We start from the raw sequence: 24420 nt of genomic DNA, 5'->3' as shown, positions 1-24420 counted from the left end.
GCGATGATCCCCACCGCCATCCCCACCGTGCTCGACACGGCGCCGCTCGATCCGGCGCTGGCCGGTTTTCTGGCGCAGGCCGCCGTCGAAGGCAGTCCGCCGCTGGAGTCGCTGCCGCCACCGCTGGCGCGCCAGGTCTTTCGCGACCTGGCCGCCGGCCTGGGCCTGCCGGCGCCGGCCATCGCGTCGGCGAACGACCGTGTCATCGACGGGCCCTGCAGCCCATTGGCGCTGCGCATCTACCAGCCCGATGCTCAAGGGCCGCTTCCCTTGCTGCTCTACGTGCACGGTGGCGGCTTCGTGATCGGCGACCTCGAAACTCACGACAAGGTGTGCCGCACCTTGTGCCACGACGTGGCCGCCGTGGTGGTGGCGGTGGACTACCGGCTGGCGCCCGAGCATCCCTTTCCGGCGGCGGTGGACGACGTGGCCTGTGCGCTGCGCTGGGTGGCCGCGCACGCGCGCGAACTCGGCGTCGATGCGTCGCGCATCGCGCTGGCCGGTGACAGCGCGGGCGCGCAGCTCGCCACCGTGGCAACGCTGCGTGCGGCCGGCACGCTCGCACCCCGTGCGCTGGGGCTCATCTATCCCTTCGCCCAGCACTACGGCGAACCGAGCCCTTCGATGGTCGAGAACGGCGAGGGCAAGTTCCTCACCACCGATGTCATGCGATGGTTCATCGACTGCTACCTCGGCGAACGCCAGGAACTGGTGCGGCACGCCGATTTCGCGCTGCTGCACGCGCAGGCACTGCACACGCTGCCGCCCACCTGGCTGGCCACCATGGGCCACGATCCGCTGCGCGACGAAGGCCTTGCGCTGGCGCTGCGCATCGCGCAGGCCGGCGTTCCGACCACGCACCGCCACTACCCCGATGCCATCCATGCCTGCATTCATTTCACCGCGGTATCGACGCTGGGCATAGAGGTGATGGCCGATCTGGCCGCGTGGTTGCGATCCCGACTGTCTGTGCGATGGAAGGAAGTGGTGTTCGGGTAGATGCAGAGAGCATGGGAATCCCCGGCATCGGTGCGCTGTGACTTGACCACAGGATGCTTGAAATGGAAAAGACCGACGTTCTTGTGACGGTGATCGAAATGGCGCGTGCGAACCGCGGCTTTGCCCCCGCAGATGCGCTCGATCGCATCTCGGATCTGATCAGCCGGGAGGATCCCGAGAATGTGTTCTACGACAGGAATGTGGAGGAGCTGCTTCGCCTGGGGGCGTGCATCTGGAGCTTGAGGCAAGGCATCTTGGCGCCGGCCTGCGCCGGAACCGTTCCTCTGACACAGCCGAAATAGCGAGGCGGCAGCGCGAACGGCGCCGACGGGCCTACCGCTCTCGGCAAGCGTTCGGGGCCCTGCATTTCAGTGATCGTACCGGGCGTGCGGTTGAAGTGCTGCCGCTGTATTGCCATCGTGGCACCAGCAGCGCGCTGGAGATGCACATCCTCGATGAAAGTCGTCCGCTTCGGGATGGCGCGCAGACATGCAACAGCCTCAAGAAGGTTTCCTGATGTTTGAGGTGCACCGCGCCAGGAACTGATTCACGACGCGGTGGGCTCTTACCACTTCATGCGCAGCCCGATCGAGCCCTGCAGGGAGGTCTTCACATCCGTCGCGCCGCCCGAGGCCCACAGCTTGCCGATTTCGCCGTAGATGCTGGTGGTCTGGTTCAGCGCCAGGGTGAGACCCCCGGCCAGTTCGCTGACAGTGGAGCCGGTGCGGCCCGTGATGTCAGTCGTGGCGGCAGGTCCGATGAAGCGGGCGACGTCGGCGCCGCCGCTCGCCTTGTAGACGTTGAAGCGGCCATACGGCTGCAGCATGCCAAGGCTCGTAGCGATCTCGCCCTTCACGCGCACGCCGACGCGCGCGATCCAGCCGTCGTCGCTGTCCTGCCGCACGTTCGCACCGGAGATCGCGATGTCGTCCAGGCTGATGTGCTGGCGAATCAGCTGAAGTTGCGGCTCGATCTTCCAGCCGCTGTCGCCCATTGCGAAGGCCTGGCCCACCTCGATGGATGCCGTCAGGCTGTCGCCCTTGCCCGAGCTGCGCTGAGTCGACAGCGGCTCGACGGTGTAACGGTGCCGCCCGGCCTGCAGCACGGCGTCGGCGTAGAAGCCCGAATCGGCAGTCCAGGTGCCGTAGGCGCCCAGGTACTGGCTGCGCAGGTCGTTGGAACCGACGGCCAGGTTGGCGATGCCGCTGGCGAAGCCGCTGACCCTGACGCTGCCGTCGAGCTGGCCGACGTACACGCCGGCGCGCCAGTTCGATGTGGCGAACAGATCGGTGCCGGCCTGGAAGCCCTTGACGTTGCCCTTGCTGTGCGGGTCGACGGTGCCTTGCTGGCGGATGTCGATGTCGGTGGCGATCACGCGGCCCCAGGCGCGGCGCTCGGTGTCGGTCGATGCGGCGGCGCCTGCCTTGACATCGTCGTCGCCGATGCGTTGATGCAGGTTGCCGATCATGGCCAGGTCCGCCTGGCGCACCTGGCTGGGCAGCGCGGAGAGCAACGGCACTTCGGCGCGGTAGGCCGGCACTTGCACGGCGCTCGTGCCTGCACCGCCCGTTGTGCCGCCTGTCGATCCGCCAGTGCCTGCGGTTGCCGTGGTGGTCGATCGCAGGTACCAGTTCTCGCCGGCGCCGCTGGCGTCGGCGGCATACAGGCGGTACTCGTAGGCACCCGCATCCACGTGGCCGCCCGCGAGCGAGAACGCGTCCTTGGTGGTCTGCGCGGTGGTGGTGGCGCCGTTGAGCGCCGAGACCACTTCGATGCCGTTGCCCACGGTCAGTGCGCCCAGGCCACCGAGCTGGGTGATCTGCACGCTGGTCCTGCCGCTGGCCGAGGCGCTTGCACCGTTGAGCACCAGCCGGTCGCTCACGCTGGTGCTGTCGCCCAGGAAGGTGCCCAGCCGCAGCACGCCGTTGTTGCCCACATAGGCGCCGTTGACGGTGAGGGTGGTGCCTGGTGTGGTGCCTACCAATGTGACAGTGCCGCTGTTGGCGAGCGAGGCAACCGTCTGGCTGAAGCCTGCAAGGTCGAGCGTGGCACCGCTTCGCACGGTATGCGCCGAGGCTGCGCTGAAGGTGTCGGCGACGCCGGCCTTCAGGGTGCCTTCGGCCACGTCGGTCGCGCCGGTATAGCTGTTGGAGCCCGAGAGCGTGAGGGTGCCGCTGCCGATCTTGGTGATGAAGCCGCCGCCGGTGATGTTGCCGCTGAGCGTGGCGCTGAAGCTGCCGGTGTCGATCACCGGGTCGTTGTTGCCGGTCAGCACCACGGCGTTGGCGAGGTTCAGGCCGTCGGCAGCGAAGCCGAGCGTGGTGCCGTCGTCCATCGCCAGCGTGCCGGTGCCCAGCGCCAGGTTGTTGCCGACGTTCAGCCGGCCTTGCTTGAGCGCGGTGCCGCCGCCGTAGCTGTTGGCCGCGGTGAGCGTCGTGGTGCCGGCGCCTTCCTTGACGAGCGAGCCGGTGCCGCTGATCGTGCCCGACAGCGTGAGCGCGTCCGAGCGGTTGATGACCAGCGTCGCGTTGTCGACGATGTTGCCTTTCACCGAACCGGTGGTGCCGCCATTGCCCAGTTGCAACACACCGGCGCTGATCGTGGTGGTGCCGGTGAAGGCCTGGTCCTGCGTCAGCGTGAGCGTGCCCGCGCCGGTTTTCTCGATGCCGCCCGTACCGCTCACGAGGCCGGCGTAGGTTGCGTTGTCGGGCTGGGCGAAACGCACCAGCCCGTTGTCGGTGATTGCTGCCGGCGCGAATTGCGCGCTGCTCTGCAACACGCCGCCCGAACCGACGGTCATGCTGCCTGTGTAGGTGCTGGCATCGGCGCCCAGGATCAGCGTTCCGCCAAGGACCGTGGTGCTCGTGATGCCCGCTGGTGCCAGCGCGACATTGAAGTTCCAGGTTCCGCTGTTGCTGACCAGCGTTTCGAAGCCGGTGAGGGACAGCGGCGCGAAGGTGTCGCTCGCATTGTTGTCGCTGTTGAGCGTGAGCAGGTCTGTGCCCGCTCCGCCGCTGATGTTGCCGGTGATCGTTGCGCCCGTGTACCAGCGCAACGCATCGTTGCCGCCGGCGAAGGCCAGCGAGCCGGTGAGACTGCCCCTGTTGGTGAAGTCGACGGCCATCGTGCCGCTAGCGCCGATGACGGTCGTCGTGGTCGAACTCGTGCCGGCGCCCGCGATGATCGCGCCGGTGTTCACGACGGTGTTGGCGCCGCTGTTCGCCTGGAACCAGATCGCCGTGTGCGCGGAGCTGATGGTGCCGTGGTTGGTGATGGTGTTTCCGCTGCCCACGGGATTGATGGCCTCGGAATTGGTGCCCGCGCCGTTGGCGGTGACGGCCCCTGCCGCCTCGACAGTGATCGTGCTGTTGCTGTTGACCTCGATCGTGTTCGCGCCAATGCCCGCATAGGGCGATGCGCCGCTGTTGACGGCGTTGTTCTGGACCGCGGCCCCGCTCTGGACGACGATGCTGGCCGTGTCGCCGAGGCTGATGCCCGAACTGTTGCCTGTGCTGACTGTCGCGCCCGACGTGACCACGATAGCCGTACCTGCCGGCGTCGCCAGTCCGGTGCCCACCGTGGCGGCCTGGTCAGTCCCCGTGCAGTTGATCGCGTTGGTGTTCGTGTCGGTCGTGCATGCAGCGGAAGCAGGCAATGAGGCCGCTGCCACCACGGCGGCCACGAACAGCGTCACGCCCTGCGTGGCTGCGGTTGATCTTGCGTGCCCGCGCCCGAGTTCGGAAGCGACGGTCCAAAGAGCGAGTGCGTCATTCCAGACGACGCGAAATATCTTGTTCATGACAGGAGTCCTGATAGTCAATAGCGAATGGCGCACTTGAAAGGAACTGCGTGCGCGGCACGGATGCGGCCGGTGCTGTATGCATCTCGGGCCGGGGGCGGACTCTAATGCAACCAATTGCAAATTCACGAAACAAAAGTTCGCCAATGTTCGGTGCAGGATGATTCCATCAACAAGCGCGAAATCGTTCACATTTGTTCGCATTTATTGGTTTGGCGGGTGAGATTCACCCTCCCATTTTTCGGTGCAATCTCCCTGGCTTCGAAGAGCGCAGCTTCATGGATGCCCTGCTGCTTCTTCGCCATATCGACGAACCGAGATGGCCAGCGGCCGCTGCCGATGGCGGGAGAGGCGACGCTCGGCCTGCCGACGGGATCGTCGGCAATGCCCGCGCCCCGCGCTTCTTTCTTTTCCCACGCCGCCAAGCAGCTCGCGGAGATCCTGCGCGCCACGCAACTCGCGTCTTCCAGAGGCTGATGCGGAACGCGAGGCCGTTGCGATTGGCCGGAAGTTCGCCGCGCACGAAGTCGAGTTGCGAGCGACAGAAAGCCTTCAGCGTCCGCGCCAAACGCTCTCTATTGCGTCACCCGGGTAGCAAAACATGCCTTGCATCGACAGCCTGTCGTCTCCAGTGCGTGCAGATGCACGAGGAGTCTTGATGGATTCGATGCGCTCGCAGATTCAGACCATCCGCAACAAGACGGGCCTGGCGCGGCTGCCGGAGTTGGTCTGGCTGGTCGCGGCGTTTTGACCTCTGCTGGTTATTCGCCTCCAATTTTGGAGACAAGGATCTGTTGACCTGGGCCACAGTGCAGGGCATCAACCCGAAGTTCCTGCGCACGAGACCGCCATCGACAGAGGGCTCGCGAAGCCTCGGCGCTGCAAACCAACGGGAGTGGGTCTTCAAACGGCGACGCAAGAGCGAGAGGCGGGGCAACCTCGAAGCCGAAGAAAGACAGCGGCACCTGCTTGCGTGTGGGGTCTGTCTCCGGCCACGGCAGATCGCAGTCGTGGTCGAGGGTGATGCAGCGCAGTCCGCCAGGCCCCGCTGCCGACATCGAGCATGGCCGGAACGTGTGGAACGCTTGTAGTGCGCTGGCGCAGCTCGTAATGTTGCGGCTGCTGCGGGGCAACGCTATCGCGTGGCGAAGCGCTCCGCGATGTCACGTGGTCTCGCACCGTCGCGAGACTTTCGAGCTGCGCGGCCCGCGGACGTGTCTTGCCCTGTTCCCAGTGGTAGATCGTCTGCCCGGACACGCCAACCAGCTGCCCATAGCTCGCTGCGGACAGCCCGAGCTTTGCGCGATGTGCCGCCAACCTGGTCGCGCTGAATCGGCGCTTCGTGCCGGCTGAGGCTTCATCGGCCGGATCTGATGATGCGGCAGAGCGTGTCGTTGTCTTCGCGACACGGCGCAGTTCTTTCTCGAGGGCGCGCACCTGGCGACGCAGTCCGGCAATCGACGCACGATGTGCGCAGGATTTCCTGGTGGCTGGGATGACCTTGAATGTGCGGCCAGGCGAGCGATGCAAGAAGCAGTTTTTTGTGATGCGTGCATCGGTAGAACCGAACAATCTCTCGGTCGGGGAACAGAAGCCACGCCACAGGTTTTGCAGATGCGACGGTCAGGAAAAAGCTGCTGTGTCTGGCCGGATGCGGGGGCTATGGTGCGTACTTCAACAAAGGAGAACGCTGATGCAGATATTTTTCAAGAGCCGTCATCCCGCAGCTGCCGCCATGCACGAGACCGTCGAGCGCCGGGTGGACAAGCGCTGCCAGATCGAGCTGCGCATGGATGGCGCAGGTCCGGTGGTGGTCTCGTCGGTGGCCAGGGACTGGCGTACGGTGCTCGACGAGGCCCTCGCACGCGCGGCCCGGCATGTGCTGCGCGCGGGGTGCCGCGCAACCGCGGTTCGCAGACCGCGTCGGCACGTGCTTGGAATGGAGTCGTGACGATCCCCGTGGGGTAACCGCTCCTGATTCGCAGATCCATCGGCTGCGTTTGCTGTCGCCGCTTGCGAGCCAGCCCGAACCCGGTGCTTGAGCTTTTCACCGGCGACCAGGACCGTTGCAAGGGTATTGGGCGCAGGGCAGCAGTGCCTGCAGCGCAAGCTTGGAGATGGTGCATCGCGCTCATTGGCGGTAGCGGATTGCATCACCCCTGCCACTGGGCTCGAACATGTATCCCACACCCCAGACCGTTTGTATGTACGAAAACGGTCCGTCCTCCAGGAGCTTTCGAATGCGCGAGACCTGCACATCCAGACCCCGCTCGAAAGCGCCATGCTCGCGGCCACGTGCCACCTGAGCCAGTCTTTCCCGCGAGATCGGCCGTCCTGCATGGCGGGCCAGTACTTTGAATATCGCGAACTGAGTCGTCGTGATGCTCAGAAGCCGGCCGTCTTTCCAAAGCATGCGCGTGCCCATGTTGAACTCGAACGGCCCGAATCGGACCACCTCGTTCCCGATGGAAGGCCCGCCCGGCACTTCCTTCGGAGAGCTTCTGCGCAGGATGGCCTGGATGCGGGCGCGCAGCTCCCGTGGATTGAATGGTTTGCAGACATAGTCGTCGGCGCCCATCGTCAAGCCTGCGATCCGATCGGCATCCTGCGCCTTTGCGCTGAGAATGATGATCGGTGTCCGGAAGCCTTCGGCACGCAGCTGCCGACAGACGGAGAGGCCGTCCTCGCCTGGCAACTGCAGGCCAAGCACGATGAGGGCAATGGCGCGCCGATGCAGGATCGCGGAAAGCGATGCGCCGTCAGAGGCCTCGAACACGTCGAAGCCTTCTTGCGAAAGATGGCCGCCAAGCAGTTCCCGCACGTGCGAATCGTTGTCGGCGACCGCGACCGCGATCGCGTCGCGACTCTGGACTGTGGTCATGAAAACAAACCTTCGTGAATAGGAGGCGTGGCCAAGCCTCTCTGGCCGACTCCACGCGGCGACCTGCGCGCTATCGCTCTTTGCGAACTCGTCTTGCTCTCATGCGGAGACGAAGGGCAACTCTGTGCCGGCTCACATGAACTCTTCTTGGGTCTGAACTGGTCGTTGCAGAGGTCGGTCCGGCGTGTCTGCCCAAATCCTGGTGCTGGGGCCCCACGCCAGCAGGCTGAGCTTGCTCACCGCCATGTCGGCGAACGCCGACACCGCCTGCGGGAGCTGTTGGCGGCTCGTGTAGAGAACATTCAGACCGCAACCGGCCCGCCTGTATTGCGGCAGAACAGGGACGAGCTTGCCTGACGCCACGTCGGCCGTGGTCAAGACCGATGGCAAGGCAGCGATTCCATGCCCGGCGCGGGCAGCCAGTCGCAGCACATCCTTGGAGTCGCTGATGAAGCGGCCACCTACTTTGACGTCGACCTCTGCACCATCGGGTCCCTGCAGGCGCCAGGTGGCGCGGTTGCCGGAGTCCGGCGGTGAAATCACGCATTCGTGCTTCGCCAGTTCCTGCAGGGTGGCCGGCGCCCCGTGCGCCGCGAGATAGCTCGGACTGGCAAGCAACTCTCCATAGCTGGTGAAGATCTTCCGTACCACGTAGCTCGAATCCGACAAAGTACCGCCCCGGAAAGCGATGTCGATCCGCTCGGCGACCAGATCGGCTGGGAGGTCGCTGAGCACGAACTCGAGCCTCACCAGCGGATGCTCGACGAGGAATGCTTCAATCCATTCCATCTGGAAGAAATTGAAAAAATTGGCTGGTGCAGCCACGCGCACCAGGCCTCGCGGTTCCTGGCAGTCCGTCTTCTGCTGTTGGCCGGCACTCATCAGTTCCTGGACCGCCGGGCCACATCGCTCACGAAGAATTCGGCCCGCGTCCGTCAACGCCAGTTTTCGGGTGGAGCGCTGCATCAGCCGGGCACCGAGGTGCGCCTCGAGTTGCTGAATGCGCCGGCTGATGGTCGCTGATAGCAATTCGCCTGGAAGCGGTCTAGTTGCTGCATCAGCATGGGTAGCGCCTGATGGTGCAGAGAGGTATCGACCATGAGTGCAGTCAAGGCCGCTTGCAAGCTTATCGCCGACGCCCCCACCAGCGAGGACGCGAAGACTCTTGCCCAGCTTTGTGCTGGCACTGGAGTCCGATGAGGTCTTCAACCTAGGTCATCTCTACGCTCTCAACCACCAGGCTTTCTACCTTGCGCTCGACATCCTCGAAGAGTGGCGCGCTGGCAGGGGCTCTGCGGGGATGGCGAAGCTGTTCGGCTTGTCGTATCGAGTCCACTGTCTTAAGCAACCGACCGACAGTGGAAGTCAGTTTGCAGGTTGCCAGCGGTTGGGCAGGAGATCGTCGAAGCGGCGAGCCATGTGCGTCGGCAAGTGCTGCAAGACATCCTTGAGGTAAGCATGTGGGTCATGGCGCTGCCAGGGCAGCCCAAGCACCAACCAGTGCATCGAATTGGCTTGCGCGTGAGCGTGAAGGGCGCCGTGGCGCCGCAATGTCGGCGTAACTTCAACGATGTCCAACATGGCGGGGTCGGTTCATTCCTTCGTGGACAGGATCGTGGCCGCACGCGTCCGAGCGTTCAAGATGGGACGGCCAGCCGCTGACCCCTCAGCGGAGTCCACATGTCCGCCGTTGGAGTCATCTGGCTGTTCGTGGGCACCGTTTTTGGCGGAGCCGCGTTGGAACTCCACCAACTGCCGACTCCGTCGGCGCACGCTCTTGCGCAAAGTCGGGCGCTGGCGCCCGGCATGCCGCGGACCTGGCCGATAATCCGCCCGCTCATCGGGGGCTGCGCGCTTCCGTTTGTGCCCCTCGTTTTTTTGGAAGGAACCTGATCCCATGAGGATGAAGATCGCCATGTCGCTGGCTGCGGCCGTGCTGTCGGTGGCATCCGCAATGGCCCCGTCCCATGCCGCCGGCGAAGCCAGGAAAGACGGTCGCATCCCGGCCGTGCGCCTCTACAGCCTGCCGGACGGTCGCTCGACCTTCGAGCGCGGCACGGTGCCGTCGCTCGAGAAGATCGATGTCCGCAATTTCTGGTTCAGCAGCGTGTTCGAGGAATGGCAAAAGGGCGTCCATCCGGCACCGCGCAACCAGTATGTGATCCCGCTCAAGGGGACGCTGCGCTTCAAGGTCAGTGACGGCACGACATTCGTCCTGGCACCGGGCACCGTGCTGCTGGCCGAGGACACCCAGGGCGAGGGTCACAGCTGGGAGATCCTGGACGGTAACGAGTGGTCCCGCCTGTACGTGCCCTACGACGGCAGCAATCACTTCCGCCCCGGGTAGGGGCGTGTCTGCGATGGCTCTCGATGCCGGGCAAGCAAAAAGCGCAGGGGGTGAGAAACACCGGCTTGATCGTGTCGGTCCCGCGAATCCGGTGAGAGTGCGAAGAGCTCGGGCAAATACCTCTTCCCAGGGGGAGACGCCGAGGCCTGCGGCCACCCGCGAAGGAGCGGCGCGCGGATGGTGAGCCCGGGCGGTGCACAAGGGTGATTGGAGCCGGTGATCCCTGGAGGCATCCATTCGCCATGCCGGGCGTCCGCTCATGGCGGGAGGAACACTGGATTCAAAGATTGAAGCTTCCTGTCCAGTTCGCGCTCGTAGCTTTCCAGCGGCTGCGGCACACCGAACAGGTAGCCTTGGCACAGGTTGCAGCCGTGGCGCACAAGGAAGTCGCGCTGCGCATGCGTTTCGACGCCTTCGGCCACGATCTCCAGTTCCAGGTTGCGCGCCATGCCGATGATGGCCTGGATGATCGACTCCACCTTCGCATCGAGCCCGATGCGGTGCACGAAGAACTTGTCGACCTTCACCTGGCTCAGCGGCAGCTGGGTCATGTAGGACAGCGACGAGTAGCCGGTGCCGAAGTCCTCCATGGAGAACTGGATGCCTAGTGCGGCCAGTGCCTCCATCTTGCCGATGGCATCGGCCACCTTCTCGTGCAAAAGGCTCTCGGTGAGCTCCAGCTTGAGCTTGCGCGGATCGGCGCCGGTGCGCGCCAGCACCAGGCTCACCTGGTCGACGAAATCGCCCTCGCGGAACTGCCGGGCGCTCACGTTGACCGACAGCTGGAGGTGCCGCCGCAGCGGATCGCCGCGCCAGGCCGTGAGTTGCCTGCAGGCCGTCTCCAGCACCCACAGACCCAGCGGGATGATGAGCCCGGTGTCCTCCGCCACATCGATGAAATGGCCAGGCAGCAGGAGCCCGCGCACCGGATGGTGCCAGCGCACCAGCACCTCCGCGCCCACCACCCGGTTCCTGCTGGTGACCTGGCCCTGGTAGTGCAGCTCGTTTTCCAGCGCGGCGCGCGGTGATGCGGGTCTGCATGTCCGACTCGAAGAAGCGCAGCGCATTGCCGCCGTCCGTCTTGGCGCGGTACATGGCGATATCGGCCTGCTTGAGCACTTCCTCGATGGAGGCTCCGTGGGCATCGAACAGGGAGACGCCGATGCTGGCAGCGCGCCGCCTTCAACCGGCCATCTCGTTCGATTTACCGTGCTCATGGCCGCGCTGTCCTATGTCGTGCGAGCACTCGAGTCCGGTTCGTTGCTGAATATGCACCTCGCGGATTTTTCGCAATACATCCTGCTCTTCATCGGCGGCCTCATGGCAGCGCGGGGGGATTGGTTGCAGAAACTGGACTTTCAACGTGGCGTGCACTGGCTTTCGATCGTACTGCCGGTCGGACTGGTCGGATGGTTGGGACGCATGATCGATGCACAGCGGCATGGCGTCGGTCTCTCCGGCGTCTGGAATTGGCAGAGCGCGGCATTCTGCCTTTGGGAATCCTTCACGTGCATCGCCATGTCGTTTGGGCTGCTCGTGGTTTACCGCAAGTACTTCGATGCACAGGGTAGGCTGGCCGGCTTTATTTCGGACAATGCCTTCGGGGTGTACGTATTCCATCCGCCGATCGTCATTGCGATCGCACGCCTGATGTCCGGGCTGGCCTGGCCACCGTTGGCCAAATTCGCGTTGCTGACCTGCGCGAGCGCGTTCGCGTCATTCGCGATCTGCGCTTTGCTGTTGCGCAGGCTGCCCCTGCTCCGCCGAATCCTTTGAACCCGCGCATGGCCTGAAAAGACGAAGCTGTTGGAGGCCAGGTAACTTGACCATCCGTTGGTCGCGCCCGCGAGGCGGTCGAGCGCTGCGCGCAATGCGCTCTGGCTCGGCTGCCCAATAGTTCGGGCACGGACGGGGATCTTGATACGGATACGAGTGGCCGCTTTGGACCCGCGAGTTCATGGTCGCGGACTTCGCCGATGGATCGAGCACTGCCCCACGCCGAGTCCTCGAACGGCGGCAATGCATCGGACAGCCGCCTGGCAGGATGTCCCGGGTACCCGACTGGGTCAAGGCGGCATCGGCGGACGCTTACGAAGAACCAGTGCAGACCGCCAATCAACCAAGCCCTGGCGTCAGGCGCGACCGACGTCCGGACTGCCTTGGTATCAATCCGCCCTGACGGACTTGCGACGACGGATTTGCAGAGTCGACACCGCACGGTCGATGCTCAGCAATCCAAGAAACATCGCGATCGCGCCCGCCACGGTCATGCCCAGCATTGAGGGTGTGGCATCACCATAGCAATCCTGTTCCAGCAGAAACGGCATCAGGTGTTCATGTCTCGGAACGACAAGCAACGCCCCCATCAAGAGGCCGGCTGCCAGCAATATCGAGGTGACTGCATACAGGACGGCGCATGCGAGGTGGCCTAGCCAGCGCCCGTGAAAGGGCAGGCACCAGCAGGACACCCCCAGCCATCCGATCGACGCCAGGATCAGCAAAGGAGCGGCAAGGGGGTAAACAAAGTCCTGCGTGGCCGCACATGGGTCCGGGGATTGTGTGACGCTACCCAGCAGGAACAGAAGACAGGCGAACAGCGCTGCGGCGCACAAAGGCTTGGTGAGCATGGTCAACAGGGTGGTGGCGGAACGATTGCAGCTCCTGCGAGAACGAGAGGTGTGCTGCATCATCGCAGCGCAACTCCGCAAGTGTTGCAATCATCGCTTTTTCAAAGCCGCCGACTGTCCGTGCCGAGCAACTCGATGTTCCAAGGCGGCAAGGCCTCGCAGTCGCCGGCCGATTGCGCGAGCGGCAGCTCCTCGAGCAGGACCGCAAGGTACCAGTCGATGGCCTCCCATTGCAGGTAGACAGGTAGACCGTCAGCCCTTCATCGAAGCGGAACGCAGCAGCCTCCCGGGGCGTCTGGATCAGGTCTCCGAAGCTGGCCTCATCCCGCCTCATCCGACGAGGGGTCAAGTGATCAAGCCGCCGCGTAGCACGTTCTTTTGCCAGTCCAACGGGTTCGCCGTCGCCTTGAGCGATTTCCAGTTCATCGAAAGCAGGCAGGATGGGCTTCCCGGCCATGGCTATCGTCGCAAGATGCCTCGAATGGGTCCATTTCTGCGGCAACCGAGATGAATGGAGTTGTGTCGCCAGCGCGTCGGCGACACAACTCGCTCCACCTCAACGGCCACCGAAACCCCTTGAACTTGCAACCTTGGACTGCATCGTCGCGAATGGCGCGGCGAGGGGGCAGATCAGCCGGGCAAGGCGTCTTGCATCGAGCGGTCCAGGCGCTGCGCAAAAGCGCGCACTGACCATCGAATCCGCCGATGCCGGAGCACGCCGCAAAACCCACGATCAAGCGTCAACCGAAATGTGATGCGTGCGGTGCGACAACGTCTCGGGCGTACCAAAGAACTCATCGGCAAAGCCTGAGTTGCGCTGCTTCCCATCGCGCAAGAGACGGGCCATCACCGCAAGTAATGGATTCGCCTGCTTCCAAGAACTGCGGGATTTTTAATCATTTTCAGAACGGCTTGTGCGTCGACTAGATTCATCTTTCCGAAGAAGGAAGGCAGAAAAACTGCGCCTCAACGGACGTTCAAACGACGAGGTTCCGCCGAGGGATACCTTGGTGTTCGCAGGGATGCCATGCGCGCGTCGTTGGATATGAAAGTGCTATGAAATTTCCATCGGTTTCAAGATCTGAATTTGGAGGATCGAAATGACAGTTTCAGCTGATGTTGTTAAGCAATTCGCACCGATCGTTATCTTCAGCCAGTACGAAGCCTACTTTCCGTGCAGCATCGAATATCTGCTGGGTGGCAAGAACTGCAAGCTGCAGGTCGATGGCGGCCCCACCATCTACAACCCGACGCAGCAGGACCTGTACAAGTACCCGCAGGGCAGCAACCACGTCATCATCGATCCGAGCCAGTACGCCGGCACGCTGAAGACCGATCCCGGCGGGACGCCGCTGTACTACGCGGTGCAGGAATTCGACGACGGCATCGAGATCGACTACATCTTCCTCTACGCCTATCAGGGCGGGCAGACGTTCTGGGTGACGGCGCCGTACCCCTTCGACCCCGTGACCTGGAACTACGGCGTGCACCAGGGCGATCTGGAGCGCATTGCCGTGCGGCTGGTGCCAGCGGCGAGCGGCGGTTACCGCCTCCTGGAAGTCTGCTATGAGCGCCATGGCGACGAGACCTGGTTCCCGCCGGGACAGGTGCCGATGAAGGATGGCCGTATCGTCGTGCACCCCGCGATGTATGGCCATTCGTCGACCAACACCCTGAAGCAGGTCACGGGCAACCACAAGGGGTGCCCGGTCGTCGACGACGGCAACTATGCGGCGCTGCAGGTGGTGAGCGTGCTGGCGCCCGACCCCACGCCATCGGACGCGCTGGTCTGGAATCCGGCCCAGCAGTCGCCCCTGGTCCTGATCGGGCTCGACTGGAACGGCGAGCCGGTGAACGGTCAGCTCTGGGCGAAGTACGCCGGGCATCTCGGTCAGAAGCAGACGAACTCGCTCGAGAGCGCTAACTACTGGGCCGGTGGTAACGTGTCGGGCGCGGAATGGGCCTACCTCAAGTCGATCAACTTCTTCGCTTCGCCGTTTCTGAGCAGTCTGACGGTGGGAGAGGGGCCGACGGGGCCGGGATCGCGGTACTGGATCAAGCCGGCCAGCGGCCCGATGGCTGGCAACGAACTGCTCGCAGTCTGGGCGGGCGACAACATGGGGGTCACAAGCGATGCCCTGGCGCGCCTCGCGCTCGACCTCTCCGGCTCGGGCTCGGACGTGGTGCTCGATCTCTGGAGCAACAGCAAGAAGGTCGCCGCCACGATCTTCAGCCCCGACGGCCAGTCGGGCTTCAGGCGCACCGGCGGGATGTCGCCCAACGCGCCCCAGGAAGGCTACAACGCCATCGCCTGGCTCGCTGCCGGCCTGCGCAGCGGCGGCAAGGAACAGGCGCTGCAACTGTACAAGGGCGATCACAGCCATCTCGCTGTCATCGTCTACGGCTCGGATGGTGGCCAGGATCTGACGGTCCTGCAGCAGCACACCGATACGGGCCAGGGATGGGGTTTCGTGAACTTTTCGGTCGCCGACCTGCGGGGGGACGGCACGGACCAGGTGGTCCAGTTCTGGGACAACGGCAGGGTGGGGGCGATCGTGTGGGGCGCCAGCGGCGACGATTGGTTTGCGAACCTGAATGCCGGCAGCAGCAATCTCGGCGAGGGGCCGGATGCCCTGGCCTGGTTGGTCGCCGACCTGCGCGGCGACGGCAAGCAGGAGATCGTCCAGCTCTGGCACAACAAGAGCAACGACCATGTCGGGGCCGTCGTCTACGGCTCCAGCGGCAGCCAGCTGTTCGTCAAGCTCAGCCACCAGGACGATCTCGGCGAGGGCTACGGCGCCGTCGCCTGGTGCGTGGCCGACCTCAACGGCGACGGGCGCGACGAGGTCATCCAGATCTGGAACGACAACGGCAAGGCGTTCGCCATCGTCTACGGTACCAATGGCGACAACGGCCTCGCGAGACTGTGGAGAGGCAATCTCGACCAGGCCGTGGACGCCGTCACCTGGCAGGTGGCCGATCTCAATGGCGACGGACGCGACGAGATCGTGCAGCTGCGTAACAACGGCGGCCAGCTCGCTGCGGTCGTCTATGGCGGTGGTCCGGGCAACTCCCTGGTGGTGCAGTCGACCAACAACGACCTGTACGAGGGCCCCAAGGCGGTGGGTTGGCTGTCGGGCAATTTCAACGGCCGCAAGGTCGCCGAGGTGCTGCAGTTCTGGGACAACGGCGGCAGCTTGGGGATGATCGCCTACGGTACCGCGCAGGGCGCCGGTGCCGGGGCAACGTCGTCGGACACCCGGGCGGCATAGCGGCCGCGGACGGCGCCGGCACGTGCTCGTCCGGGGCCGATTGATCGTGCGGTGCGGAAGTTCGAGGGCGACATCGCGATCGCGGCTCGTTCTGCGGAGCAGGATGGGCCTGCACCTGGCGGGCTTGGTCGAGCAGTGCAGGCAAGCCTTGGCGGTGCAGCGAGAGTCGCCCACAGCGCACCTCTGCAGTTGGCAGGAGTGATGCGGGCCGGGCTCAGGCCCCCCGCGCTCACGGCGGCGCTATCTCATAGTCGAATTTGCCATCAACGAGTGGCGTAGGCACTGCGCCAAGCTTGGTATAGAGCTTTCGAGCTTCCGTATTGGATTCGCTGACACCGACAAAAACGAACTTCACGGCCGCCTTGCTTTGCGCGGCGAGCCGAAGGTCCGCAATCATTTGCTTGCCGTAGCCTTTGCTTCGATATCCAGCGAAGACATTGATGCTGATCAGTCGAAAGACCTTGTGTCTTGCCATCTCGCCATTGGCCTTTGCAATCAACGTCTCGCCCAGATAGCCGCACATCACGAACGAATCGGGCGGGAAGCTCAACCATTCGAGTTGAATTCTGAACACGGGCGCCGCGAGCGGGGTTGTCTTTTTCTTCTTCAGCCAGCCAAGCATCGTCGAAGTCTCCAAAAATCAGCGCATTTTCCCGATGGCGGGGCCTGCGATACGAACCTCTTGAGGGTATGGACCTGTTCCTTCCATGAAGGCCCAGCCAGCGTATCGGTTCGTCGTCTCTCGGTGGTCCAGCACGATGCTGTTTCTGGCGTTACCCGGTTGGGGAGAGAGTCTCGCTTGCCGGCTGCGCTGCCGCCAACATTTGCGCGCCGTTCACCGCAGCAATGCCCGAAGCGCAGCGACCGAGAGAGGTGGGCTGGCCATGTGCGCCATCGCGTGGCAGTTGGGACACAAGGGCACGAGGTCATTGATGGGGTCGACTTCATGCTCGCCCTCGCGGGTCGCCAGTTCCGTCATGTGGTGAACGTGGATGAAGCCCTTGCCGAGTTTGCCGTACCGTTTCTCGAAATCGAAGTTGCAAACCTTGCACTTACATCCGTGGTGCTCGATACAGGCGGCGCGCGCGAGCGGATTGCGCTCCGACGCCGTGCTGGACAGGGTGTACCTGGCCCCCTCGAGGTAGACGCTGCGCTCCGCTGCCGCGGTCCGTTCGCACAGGGCCGTGGTCAGCTGAGGATTCTGGCCTGGGCCGACCCTGCCGCCGATATCGATCCACAGCTGTTCGCCGTCGATGGCTGTGAGCCGTGCTGATCGTGTGTGCCCGTAACCTGCAATCCGCTGGCCGGGTGGAAGAAACTGATAGCCACCCGTTACTTCGAAGACGGCGCGTCCCTTGTCGTAGGGGACCAGGACCAGGTCGCCGATCTGCATGCCGCGCCAGAAATTCCAGAGGCTGGGGCCTCCAAGCGACGCGTTTTGAAGGTGAGGCAGCGTTGATCTGATCAACGCCTTGATATCTTCCACCGATGAGGCGGCGCCATCCTGCAGATCGCCCACCTCGGTCCAGCCGATGGCGATGCGGCCGGATTCGACGAATTCGCGATAGGCATTCGGCTTGTCCGCGTGGTGAGGAATGAGGCGCCAGATATTCATGGCCGATCAAAGAAGGGAGGGAGGTGGAAAGATCGATGGCCCGGGCGGGCGGTGTTCGCAGGGCAGGGCTTCACGCAAGCCGAGCGAACGACTCGATCCAAGGTTCGATCGCCAGAACCTGCAGCGCGGGAAAGAAATAGAAGATGCCCACAACCCAGTCCCCGGGCGTACAGGCGGGGCGGCATTGATCGCGCACGATGGGGCAGGACAAGTTCGATGCAAGCAGCTGGTGGTCACCAAGGCCTCCACCAACGTCGCTTCACCTGCCGGTGCTCGAGCGGTCGCAAGTCCAGCGTGTCGTAGTCAGGGGGGAGCGCGCTAGCGCGCCGGCGCAGTTCGGTTTCCAGTTGATGGGCGACGCCGCGGGCATGCAGGTCGCCTTGCAACGCCCGCCGGCGCCATTCTGTGGCCTGGGCGCCAAGTTCCTCGTCGGGTAGTATCTCTGTCTCGATCATGGTACGGATGGTGATATAGGGCGAAGGGCTCCATCGAGCATGTCCATGCTGCCTGAGCGTAAGGGTTTGCAGCGTCTCTTCATCGCCAGAATATGGGATGCCATGCCAGTGACCCAGGGTTACCTTGGCGCTCATCATGGGATGGCGTTTCCGTAAGTCTTTTTCTCCTTTGCCCGGGGTTCGGCTCACGCTGTCGCCGGGCGGCATCTCCACGTCGGTCGGAGTCGGGCCACTGAGGATCGGCAGTGGCTCTCGCGGCGCTTCGATCACGGCGCGCGTCCCCGGAACGGGTCTTTCGTTTCGGCATCCACTGGCTTCCGGCCCAAGCTCAAGGAGGACCGGGCGGAGGTCGTCCGGTGCTGGTACCACCGATGGTTCCTTGGGTGCTCCGGGTGCGATGCCCTTCACACCTCCCCCAGCGATTGGGCTACCGGTCGATGAGCCTGATCTTCAAGATATCCGGAGCGCCGGTGCTGGCGTGTTGACGACATCCGGCTTGGCGGAGATCAAGCGCCTCCTGCTGCAGTCCCGCAAGGAACTCGGGGAGATTCGCCAGGACCTCGCGTTGTGGCGCGATCATGAGAAGTCTGCCGTCGCCAAGTACAAGCGCTGGGCGAATGGGTGGCTACTGCACAGGCTCTTCACGAAGCGGTTCGAGGAGCTGCGTGTCGCAGCGGAAGAGGCGAGCGCGCATCGCGAGGAGCAGGAGGGCCTGGCCAAGCTGCAGATGCAACTCGATTTGCCACCAGATGTTCAACAGGCATTCCATCGCTTCTCGGACGAGTTCGCGGTGATGGCTGCTTCCCGTAAGGTATGGGACACCATCGGCGAACGCGCCGCCAATCGGGTTGCCGAGCGCACGACCGCCTCGCGCATCGTGGTGCGCAAGCCTGCCTGCTTCGAACTCGGAAAGTGCGACCTGATCGAGGCAGGATGGGCGGTTCCGCATCTGGGGAATGCCAATGGTGGCGATATCTACTTCTACCCCGCATTCGCGATCTACTTTGTGGCCGCCGAAAACTTCGCCTTACTGGAATACGCCGAGCTGGACCTGGAATTCTCGGCGACTCGGTTCATTGAGGAAGAGGGTGTGCCCGAGGATGCCAGGGTCGTCGGCCACGCGTGGGCGAAGGCGAACAAGGACGGTTCCGCGGACAAGCGGTTCAATGACAACTACCAGATCCCCGTGGCAGTCTACGGAAAGCTGATTTTTCAGTCGACCACCGGCATGAACGAGGAGTACATGGTGAGCAATGTGGACGCCACCGAATCGTTCTCGCAGGCTTGGCGCGCTGGCGCAAGCGGTCAGGGCGGGCATATGAACGCCTGGCGGGCACGTGCTAGGTAGGGCCATCGGGCGCCAAAGAAGTTGAGAACTTGTGGCACCGTGCTGGAGGTGTCAATAGCCGATCCAACGAAGAGGGGAAACCAAATGGGTGATGGAGCAAAGCTGACAATCTCGGCAATAGCTGGGCGAAAGGAGGCCAAGCGATTGTCGTTCTCTGACGCTCGGTATATCACACGTGGTAATCCGAGAAGCGGTGGATTGGCTTCTGTGTACTGCGCCACTGACACCGAAACCGGAAATCGAATCGCGCTCAAAGTGTTTCAGACTGGTGAAGGCACTGACGCGGTCATCGAAGAGTCGTTCAGGCGTGAAGTACAGGCGCTTTCTGACCTAAGGCACCCCAACATCGTGCGCATCCTGGATTCAGGGCGTGACGAAGTCAACGATGCCCATTTCATCGCGATGGAATGGGTTGAGCAGGACCTGCGTACATACGCCGAAACAAAAGAGTTCGCTGACTGGGGAGAGTACTTCCGCATCGTGGGGAAAGGCGTTCTCGACGCTCTCGTTTTTGCGCATTCGCGTTCGACTGTGCATCGAGACATCAAGCCGTCCAATGTGTTGGTCACGGAAGATGGGCAGGTCAAACTGTGCGACTTCGGCATCTCGAAAATCAGGAACTTCCTGGCACCTGGCGTCACCTTGGCCCAGTTCGCCTCCGCGCCCTATGCTCCCCCGGAACAAGACGACGGTAGCTACAGCTACAGCCGTGATGTATTCGGTTTTGCGGCGTTGACCACAGCGATGTTGAGCAGGCAATCGCTCGGATCGCATGGGGACCTTCTACATGCTTTGGAGCGTCTGAACATAGATGAGCCTGTGCGCAAGGTGCTGCGACGCTGCTTGGCTCTGGACACGCCTGGTTCGCGACCGACCAATGCCATCGCGCTGCTTGCGGAGCTGGAGCGTGCAGCGCCAGCTGCCGCGGTGGCCGCGCAGCCCGTGGTGCTTCTCGCTGTGACACAGCGCGTTCGCGGCATCGTCGAGTACGACATGGCGCTGAAGGGCGAATGGGCCGACAAGTTCACTGAGCGTGACTTGAGTGAAGCCCGGAGCGAGGACCTTCCCCCGCAGCCCGGACGCGAAGACCGGGCCGTTCGGCTGTATGGCAACAAATACCGCTACACGGCCATCCGCGATGAGAGCGGCAACAGGCTGCTGTTGGTGGATGCGGTCGAGCTCCCGCCGTCCGACGTTGAGAAGCAACGCCTGTTCTGTTGCGACCCCGCGGCGCGGTTCGCCTTGACAGGGGCAACAGCGGCGCAGTCGAGCCAGGCCATCGACGGATTGCTCGAGCGCCTGGCGGTATTCGCGGGCGATCAGAAGCTGCGCAAGCTTGAGCAGCGTGAGCTGGCCTTGTACAAGACGTGGTTGGATCTGTTGAGTGCCAAGACCGAGCTCGAGAAGATGCGCAAGGTACGCGTGCCGTATGTGGCGTGTGACGCAAGAGGCGAGTTCCTAACCTTGACGTTGAAACCGGGCATCTCAGGTGTGGCCCTGGTTGAACAGGATGTGGTCATCGATACCGGTGCGACGGGCATGTTCAGGGGCAGCGTGTTGTCGGTCGACGGCTCGGCTGTGTTCATCCGCCCTAGCGAGCGCAACCGAGTCGCCATGAATGCGGTGCCAGAACAGGGCACCCTGGAAACCGACACTACCAAGAGCGATGTCGCCTTGGACAAGCAGAAGTCTGCAGTTGAGGCGGTTCGGTATGGGCGGTCGGTGAATCCGGATTTGGGGCGCCAAATTGTCAATCCCGAACAGGTTGAGGTGCCCGCTGTGGCCGAGGTCGAATTCATTCAGCAGAACATCGACGACGACAAGAAAGAGGCCATTCTGGCCGCGTTGGCGGGCCCTGATTTGTTGCTGGTGGAAGGGCCGCCCGGGACGGGAAAAACTACTTTCATCACCGAGTTGGTGCTTCAGACGCTGAAGGCGCAGCCCAACGCTCGGGTGCTGCTGACATCTCAAACTCATGTGGCCTTGGACAATTCGCTGGAGCGCATCGTCAAGCAGTCAGGAGGGGCCGTCAGCGCGGTTCGCATCGGACAAGAGGGCGATGACCGTATCGCCGAAAGCACGCGCAAGTTGCTGTTGGATGCCAAGCTACCTGAACTTCGCAAGGCCGCACTGGGCTCTGGCCGAGCGTTCATGGAGCGTTGGGCTGTGGAGCGAGGACTAAGCCTGAAGGATATTCGACGCGCGATGGCATTGGAGCGCCATGCTGTCTTGAAGACCCGTCTCGAACATGTGGACGTGGACTTGCGTGCTCTTGAGCCTCAGATGACCGACGAGCACCGAAAGCAATTGGACTCCGATTCGCGCGCCGAGTTGGACGACCGGTACCAAGGCATGGTGCGCGAACGCGATGAGTTGGAGCAAGCTTTGAAAGAGTCCGTGAAGGACCTGGCGAGTCATGTGGACTCGAAGGATGAACTCAAGGAGTTTGCCGAGTGTTCGGCAGCCGATCTTCGTGGGTGGGCCGAGGCTTATTCAGATAGCACCAGTTCGGGCGTTCAGTTGAAGGCGCTTATGCTCGCGCATGCTGACTGGGAGGCTCGCTTTGGCAGAAGTCGGGAATTTCAAGCGGCGGTCATTGCATCTGCCCAGGTTGTAGCCGGTACATGTTTGGGGGTCATGAGTATTCCCGGACGCAATGACATCGTATATGACCTATGTATCGTGGACGAGGCTTCGATTGCCACTCCAACCGAGGCCTTGGTTCCCATGTCACGGGCTAGGCGAACCATATTGGTGGGTGACAGTCGGCAGCTCTCGCCATTTCAAGACCCTGAACTGCGGACCCAAGGGCTGTTGGAGCGATATGGATTGAAGCCCGAGGATCAGAAGGCCACGTTGTTCAACCACTTGCGTGATTCGCTGCCAGCAGAACTGCACAAGACGTTGACGACTCAGCATCGCATGCTGCCTGCTATCGGAGATCTCGTTTCCGAGTGCTTCTATGCGTCGAACCTGAAGAGCATGCCTCGAGACCCCGACCCCAAACTTGCCGGTGCATTGGCGAAGCCAGTGATGTGGTTTTCGACAAGTAGAAAGCCTGGTCGTGCCTCGCGGCGTATCGGTACATCCTATGTGAACGACGTTGAGGTGGAATTCATCGCAACCTTGCTAAGCCGTGTGGACTTCTATATGCAGAAGGGGAAAGGAAAGGGCAAGCAAATCAGCGTGGCCGTGCTGACCGGCTACGGCGAACAGCGCTCGAAGCTGCAGACAGCCATTCAGACCAAGCGGCACGCTTGGAGTAGTTTCTCCGAAATCTATGTCAACGTGGTGGATGCATTCCAAGGACGGGAGGCCGACATGGTGATCTTTTCGGTCACGCGTTCGGAGGTCCAGGGCCTCGGCTTCTTGAGGGAAATGGAACGCATCAACGTAGCCCTCTCACGAGGGAAGGAATTGCTGGCCATCGTCGGCGATCATGTCTATTGCCAGACCGTTCCAGGGGCGGTGAATCCACTGAAGGACGTAATTGACTACATCCGACGCAATCCGAATGAGTGCGCTCTTGAGGAGATGTCGCAATGAGCCTCGAAAAAATTCTGGAGCAGGCCGCAAATGCGCGGCCTGGCTACGAACTCGCGACGTTCAAGGAAGCTGGGCTGCCTGTCTATGTGTTGACGTTGCGCATCCTCACGCTTGAGCGCAAACCACTTGGCCCTATCGATGAAGGTGTCCTCCGAGCTGTGCAAGCCGGTCTTGGTACACCCAGCGACATCGTGAGTTTTCTTGGCTTGTCAGCGAACGTGCTGACGCCGGTACTGGCAGGGCTCAACACCACGGAGCAAATCAACTATTCGCGCGCTGTGGGCGATGATGCTGCGAAGGTCACGCTGTCGGCGAAGGGGCGGCTGACGCTGGCCGAACTTGCCGTCACGCGTCCTCAAGAGCGGACCGTCCGCGTTTGCTTCGATGCGCTGACGAGAAAGCTTCTGCTCGTGGCACCCGAGCAATTGAACAAGCCTAGAGACATGCGGGAGTTCGGGCTTGTCGAGATCCCTGCTGGACAGGCAAAACGACCGGAAGTTGAGGATATTTCTCTGCAGGATTTCGATCGAGTTCTTCAGCAACAACGCGCAGGCCTCGAGGACAAGGGTGAACTGTTGGCCATTCGGCGGGTCGAGCGGCGTGAACTCCATTACCTGGGCTGTGTGATGCTGTTCTATCGTAGTCAGGCACAACGCTCAGAGATTGATGTGGCGTTTTGGCGGGAGGATGGGCCGGCGCTGGAACATGAGACCTGCTTCAGGAGGATGGGTGGGCCGGAGTTGGTTGGAGCCAAGATTCTCGCCACGCAAGCTCCCGATGCAAAGCCCACGGAGACCTTGGTTGAGAGTCCGGACGCTTCATTGGAAAGTCCGCCCGAAGTTCCAGAAGCCGTTACGACGCCGCCACGCGCGCCAGCAATCAAGAACCTTCAGGCAATTCCTGAGGGCGAGACGGTGCAATCGGTTTTGTGCCACGAGCATCCCGCGCTTCTGAGGAAAGCGCTGCTTTCATCGCAGAAGCGTATGCTCATCATCTCCCCCTGGATCCGGCATCAGGTCGTCAACTGGGAATTCATCGCCTCTTTGGAGGTGCTGTTGCGGAAAGGTGTCGTCGTCCATATCGGCTACGGCATTGACGACGGGGAGGCCGGCGGACGCGGCAACGCCGCACAAAACAAGTTGCCAATCACGCCTCAGGCTGAGCGAGACCTGGGCCAGCTCGCCAGCAAGTATCCGAACTTCAAGTTGGTCTACGTGGGTAACACCCATCGAAAGGCTTTGGTATCGGATGACAGCTTTGCGGTAACAACCAGCTTCAACTGGCTGTCCTTCAAGGGCGATCCCCGCGACAGGCCGCGTGACGAGTACGGCGAGGTATTCCGCAAGAAGCAGCACGTCGACAAGCGGTACGACCTGGGTCTCGCACTTCTAGAGAAGGGCTATGCCGGGCCAAGCGCTGGCGCAAGTCGTGCATCGAAACCGACGAAGGACGCAAGCGAGTGAAAGGGGCCGCCTCGTCATCAATACCATGCAGCAAATGAACACCGAGAAGCAAAAACTTCGTCAACTAT

The 24420-nt window shown here is 62.7% G+C and carries 20 protein-coding genes; 10 read left to right on the top strand and 10 right to left on the bottom strand.

Annotated features, from left to right (window positions below; genetic code table 11):
* Positions 1-3: 3 nt before the first annotated feature.
* Together AC07O3_RS25710 and AC07O3_RS25705 are read left to right on the top strand one after the other, a co-directional pair.
* Entirely contained in the window at positions 4-999 is a 996-nt protein-coding gene (locus AC07O3_RS25710; RefSeq protein WP_495340668.1) for an alpha/beta hydrolase, read from the top strand.
* 62 nt (positions 1000-1061) lie between these two features.
* On the top strand, positions 1062-1301 hold the full coding sequence (locus AC07O3_RS25705) for a hypothetical protein (protein ID WP_495340667.1): 240 nt from the start codon (positions 1062-1064) through the stop codon (positions 1299-1301).
* Positions 1302-1564: 263 nt separating this feature from the next.
* Here AC07O3_RS25705 and AC07O3_RS25700 read toward each other — a convergent pair whose 3' ends face one another.
* Positions 1565-4798, bottom strand: a complete 3234-nt coding sequence (locus AC07O3_RS25700) for an autotransporter outer membrane beta-barrel domain-containing protein (RefSeq protein ID WP_495340666.1) — start codon at positions 4796-4798, stop codon at positions 1565-1567.
* 117 nt (positions 4799-4915) lie between these two features.
* On the opposite strand from AC07O3_RS25700, the gene AC07O3_RS25695 reads away from it, so the two are divergent.
* Complete coding sequence (locus AC07O3_RS25695) at positions 4916-5275, top strand: hypothetical protein (RefSeq protein ID WP_495340665.1); 360 nt, start codon at positions 4916-4918, stop codon at positions 5273-5275.
* Positions 5276-5701: 426 nt separating this feature from the next.
* Here AC07O3_RS25695 and AC07O3_RS25690 read toward each other — a convergent pair whose 3' ends face one another.
* Positions 5702-6235 carry a helix-turn-helix domain-containing protein gene (locus tag AC07O3_RS25690; protein WP_495340751.1) on the bottom strand — a complete coding sequence of 178 codons (534 nt, stop codon included), beginning with the start codon at positions 6233-6235 and terminating at the stop codon, positions 5702-5704.
* Between the two features lie 256 nt (positions 6236-6491).
* On the opposite strand from AC07O3_RS25690, the gene AC07O3_RS25685 reads away from it, so the two are divergent.
* Entirely contained in the window at positions 6492-6749 is a 258-nt protein-coding gene (locus AC07O3_RS25685; protein WP_495340664.1) for an HPF/RaiA family ribosome-associated protein, read from the top strand.
* Between the two features lie 180 nt (positions 6750-6929).
* On the opposite strand, the gene AC07O3_RS25680 is transcribed toward AC07O3_RS25685, so the two are convergent.
* From AC07O3_RS25680 to AC07O3_RS25670, 3 genes are all read right to left on the bottom strand, one after another.
* A complete protein-coding gene (locus tag AC07O3_RS25680; RefSeq protein ID WP_495340663.1) occupies positions 6930-7679 on the bottom strand; it encodes a response regulator in 750 nt (249 codons plus the stop codon).
* Between the two features lie 132 nt (positions 7680-7811).
* Positions 7812-8708: a LysR family transcriptional regulator gene (locus AC07O3_RS25675; protein WP_495340662.1), complete on the bottom strand. Its 897-nt coding sequence runs from the start codon at positions 8706-8708 to the stop codon at positions 7812-7814.
* Positions 8709-9044: 336 nt separating this feature from the next.
* Complete coding sequence (locus AC07O3_RS25670) at positions 9045-9260, bottom strand: transposase domain-containing protein (RefSeq protein ID WP_495340661.1); 216 nt, start codon at positions 9258-9260, stop codon at positions 9045-9047.
* 316 nt (positions 9261-9576) lie between these two features.
* On the opposite strand from AC07O3_RS25670, the gene AC07O3_RS25665 reads away from it, so the two are divergent.
* Positions 9577-10026, top strand: a complete 450-nt coding sequence (locus AC07O3_RS25665) for a cupin domain-containing protein (RefSeq protein ID WP_495340660.1) — start codon at positions 9577-9579, stop codon at positions 10024-10026.
* 257 nt (positions 10027-10283) lie between these two features.
* On the opposite strand, the gene AC07O3_RS25660 is transcribed toward AC07O3_RS25665, so the two are convergent.
* Positions 10284-11093 carry a putative bifunctional diguanylate cyclase/phosphodiesterase gene (locus AC07O3_RS25660; protein ID WP_495340659.1) on the bottom strand — a complete coding sequence of 270 codons (810 nt, stop codon included), beginning with the start codon at positions 11091-11093 and terminating at the stop codon, positions 10284-10286.
* A gap of 70 nt (positions 11094-11163) precedes the next feature.
* Here AC07O3_RS25660 and AC07O3_RS25655 point away from each other — a divergent pair, with 70 nt between their 5' ends.
* Complete coding sequence (locus AC07O3_RS25655; protein WP_495340658.1) at positions 11164-11802, top strand: acyltransferase family protein; 639 nt, start codon at positions 11164-11166, stop codon at positions 11800-11802.
* A gap of 389 nt (positions 11803-12191) precedes the next feature.
* Here the strand turns inward: AC07O3_RS25655 and AC07O3_RS25650 are convergent, their stop codons facing one another.
* Positions 12192-12659: a hypothetical protein gene (locus AC07O3_RS25650; RefSeq protein WP_495340657.1), complete on the bottom strand. Its 468-nt coding sequence runs from the start codon at positions 12657-12659 to the stop codon at positions 12192-12194.
* Between the two features lie 1094 nt (positions 12660-13753).
* Here AC07O3_RS25650 and AC07O3_RS25645 point away from each other — a divergent pair.
* Positions 13754-15925, top strand: a complete 2172-nt coding sequence (locus AC07O3_RS25645) for an FG-GAP repeat domain-containing protein (RefSeq protein WP_495340656.1) — start codon at positions 13754-13756, stop codon at positions 15923-15925.
* Between the two features lie 229 nt (positions 15926-16154).
* Here AC07O3_RS25645 and AC07O3_RS25640 read toward each other — a convergent pair whose 3' ends face one another.
* From AC07O3_RS25640 to AC07O3_RS25630, 3 genes are all read right to left on the bottom strand, one after another.
* Positions 16155-16547 (bottom strand): GNAT family N-acetyltransferase, encoded by a 393-nt coding sequence (locus AC07O3_RS25640; RefSeq protein WP_495340655.1) that lies wholly within the window; start codon positions 16545-16547, stop codon positions 16155-16157.
* Between the two features lie 213 nt (positions 16548-16760).
* A complete protein-coding gene (locus tag AC07O3_RS25635) occupies positions 16761-17540 on the bottom strand; it encodes a DUF8426 domain-containing protein (protein ID WP_495340654.1) in 780 nt (259 codons plus the stop codon).
* A 233-nt stretch (positions 17541-17773) separates the two neighbouring features.
* Entirely contained in the window at positions 17774-18265 is a 492-nt protein-coding gene (locus AC07O3_RS25630; RefSeq protein WP_495340756.1) for a hypothetical protein, read from the bottom strand.
* On the opposite strand from AC07O3_RS25630, the gene AC07O3_RS25625 reads away from it, so the two are divergent.
* The 3 genes from AC07O3_RS25625 to AC07O3_RS25615 all read left to right on the top strand — a co-directional run bounded on the left by AC07O3_RS25625 (position 18165) and on the right by AC07O3_RS25615 (position 24352).
* On the top strand, positions 18165-19343 hold the full coding sequence (locus tag AC07O3_RS25625; protein ID WP_495340750.1) for a DUF4236 domain-containing protein: 1179 nt from the start codon (positions 18165-18167) through the stop codon (positions 19341-19343). The genes AC07O3_RS25630 and AC07O3_RS25625 overlap by 101 nt on opposite strands.
* Before the next feature lie 198 nt (positions 19344-19541).
* Positions 19542-22889 carry an AAA domain-containing protein gene (locus tag AC07O3_RS25620; protein WP_495340653.1) on the top strand — a complete coding sequence of 1116 codons (3348 nt, stop codon included), beginning with the start codon at positions 19542-19544 and terminating at the stop codon, positions 22887-22889.
* Entirely contained in the window at positions 22886-24352 is a 1467-nt protein-coding gene (locus tag AC07O3_RS25615) for a phospholipase D-like domain-containing protein (RefSeq protein ID WP_495340652.1), read from the top strand. The genes AC07O3_RS25620 and AC07O3_RS25615 overlap by 4 nt, the downstream gene beginning before the upstream one ends.
* Positions 24353-24420 lie beyond the last annotated feature (68 nt).

The organism is Variovorax sp. GW821-FHT09D05, from assembly GCF_059416325.1.
Note: the sequence above shows the minus strand (reverse complement) of the source record. Positions and strands in the feature narration are given on the sequence as shown.

Coding starts and splice junctions, on each gene's coding strand:
- AC07O3_RS25665 (WP_495340660.1), top strand. CDS start 9,577: ATGAGGATGAAGATCGCCATGTCGCTGGCTGCGGCCGTGCTGTCGGTG.
- AC07O3_RS25670 (WP_495340661.1), bottom strand. CDS start 9,260: ATGTTGGACATCGTTGAAGTTACGCCGACATTGCGGCGCCACGGCGCC.
- AC07O3_RS25705 (WP_495340667.1), top strand. CDS start 1,062: ATGGAAAAGACCGACGTTCTTGTGACGGTGATCGAAATGGCGCGTGCG.
- AC07O3_RS25635 (WP_495340654.1), bottom strand. CDS start 17,540: ATGAATATCTGGCGCCTCATTCCTCACCACGCGGACAAGCCGAATGCC.
- AC07O3_RS25645 (WP_495340656.1), top strand. CDS start 13,754: ATGACAGTTTCAGCTGATGTTGTTAAGCAATTCGCACCGATCGTTATC.
- AC07O3_RS25685 (WP_495340664.1), top strand. CDS start 6,492: ATGCAGATATTTTTCAAGAGCCGTCATCCCGCAGCTGCCGCCATGCAC.
- AC07O3_RS25680 (WP_495340663.1), bottom strand. CDS start 7,679: ATGACCACAGTCCAGAGTCGCGACGCGATCGCGGTCGCGGTCGCCGAC.
- AC07O3_RS25640 (WP_495340655.1), bottom strand. CDS start 16,547: ATGCTTGGCTGGCTGAAGAAGAAAAAGACAACCCCGCTCGCGGCGCCC.
- AC07O3_RS25710 (WP_495340668.1), top strand. CDS start 4: ATGATCCCCACCGCCATCCCCACCGTGCTCGACACGGCGCCGCTCGAT.
- AC07O3_RS25700 (WP_495340666.1), bottom strand. CDS start 4,798: ATGAACAAGATATTTCGCGTCGTCTGGAATGACGCACTCGCTCTTTGG.
- AC07O3_RS25660 (WP_495340659.1), bottom strand. CDS start 11,093: ATGCGCTGCGCTTCTTCGAGTCGGACATGCAGACCCGCATCACCGCGC.
- AC07O3_RS25615 (WP_495340652.1), top strand. CDS start 22,886: ATGAGCCTCGAAAAAATTCTGGAGCAGGCCGCAAATGCGCGGCCTGGC.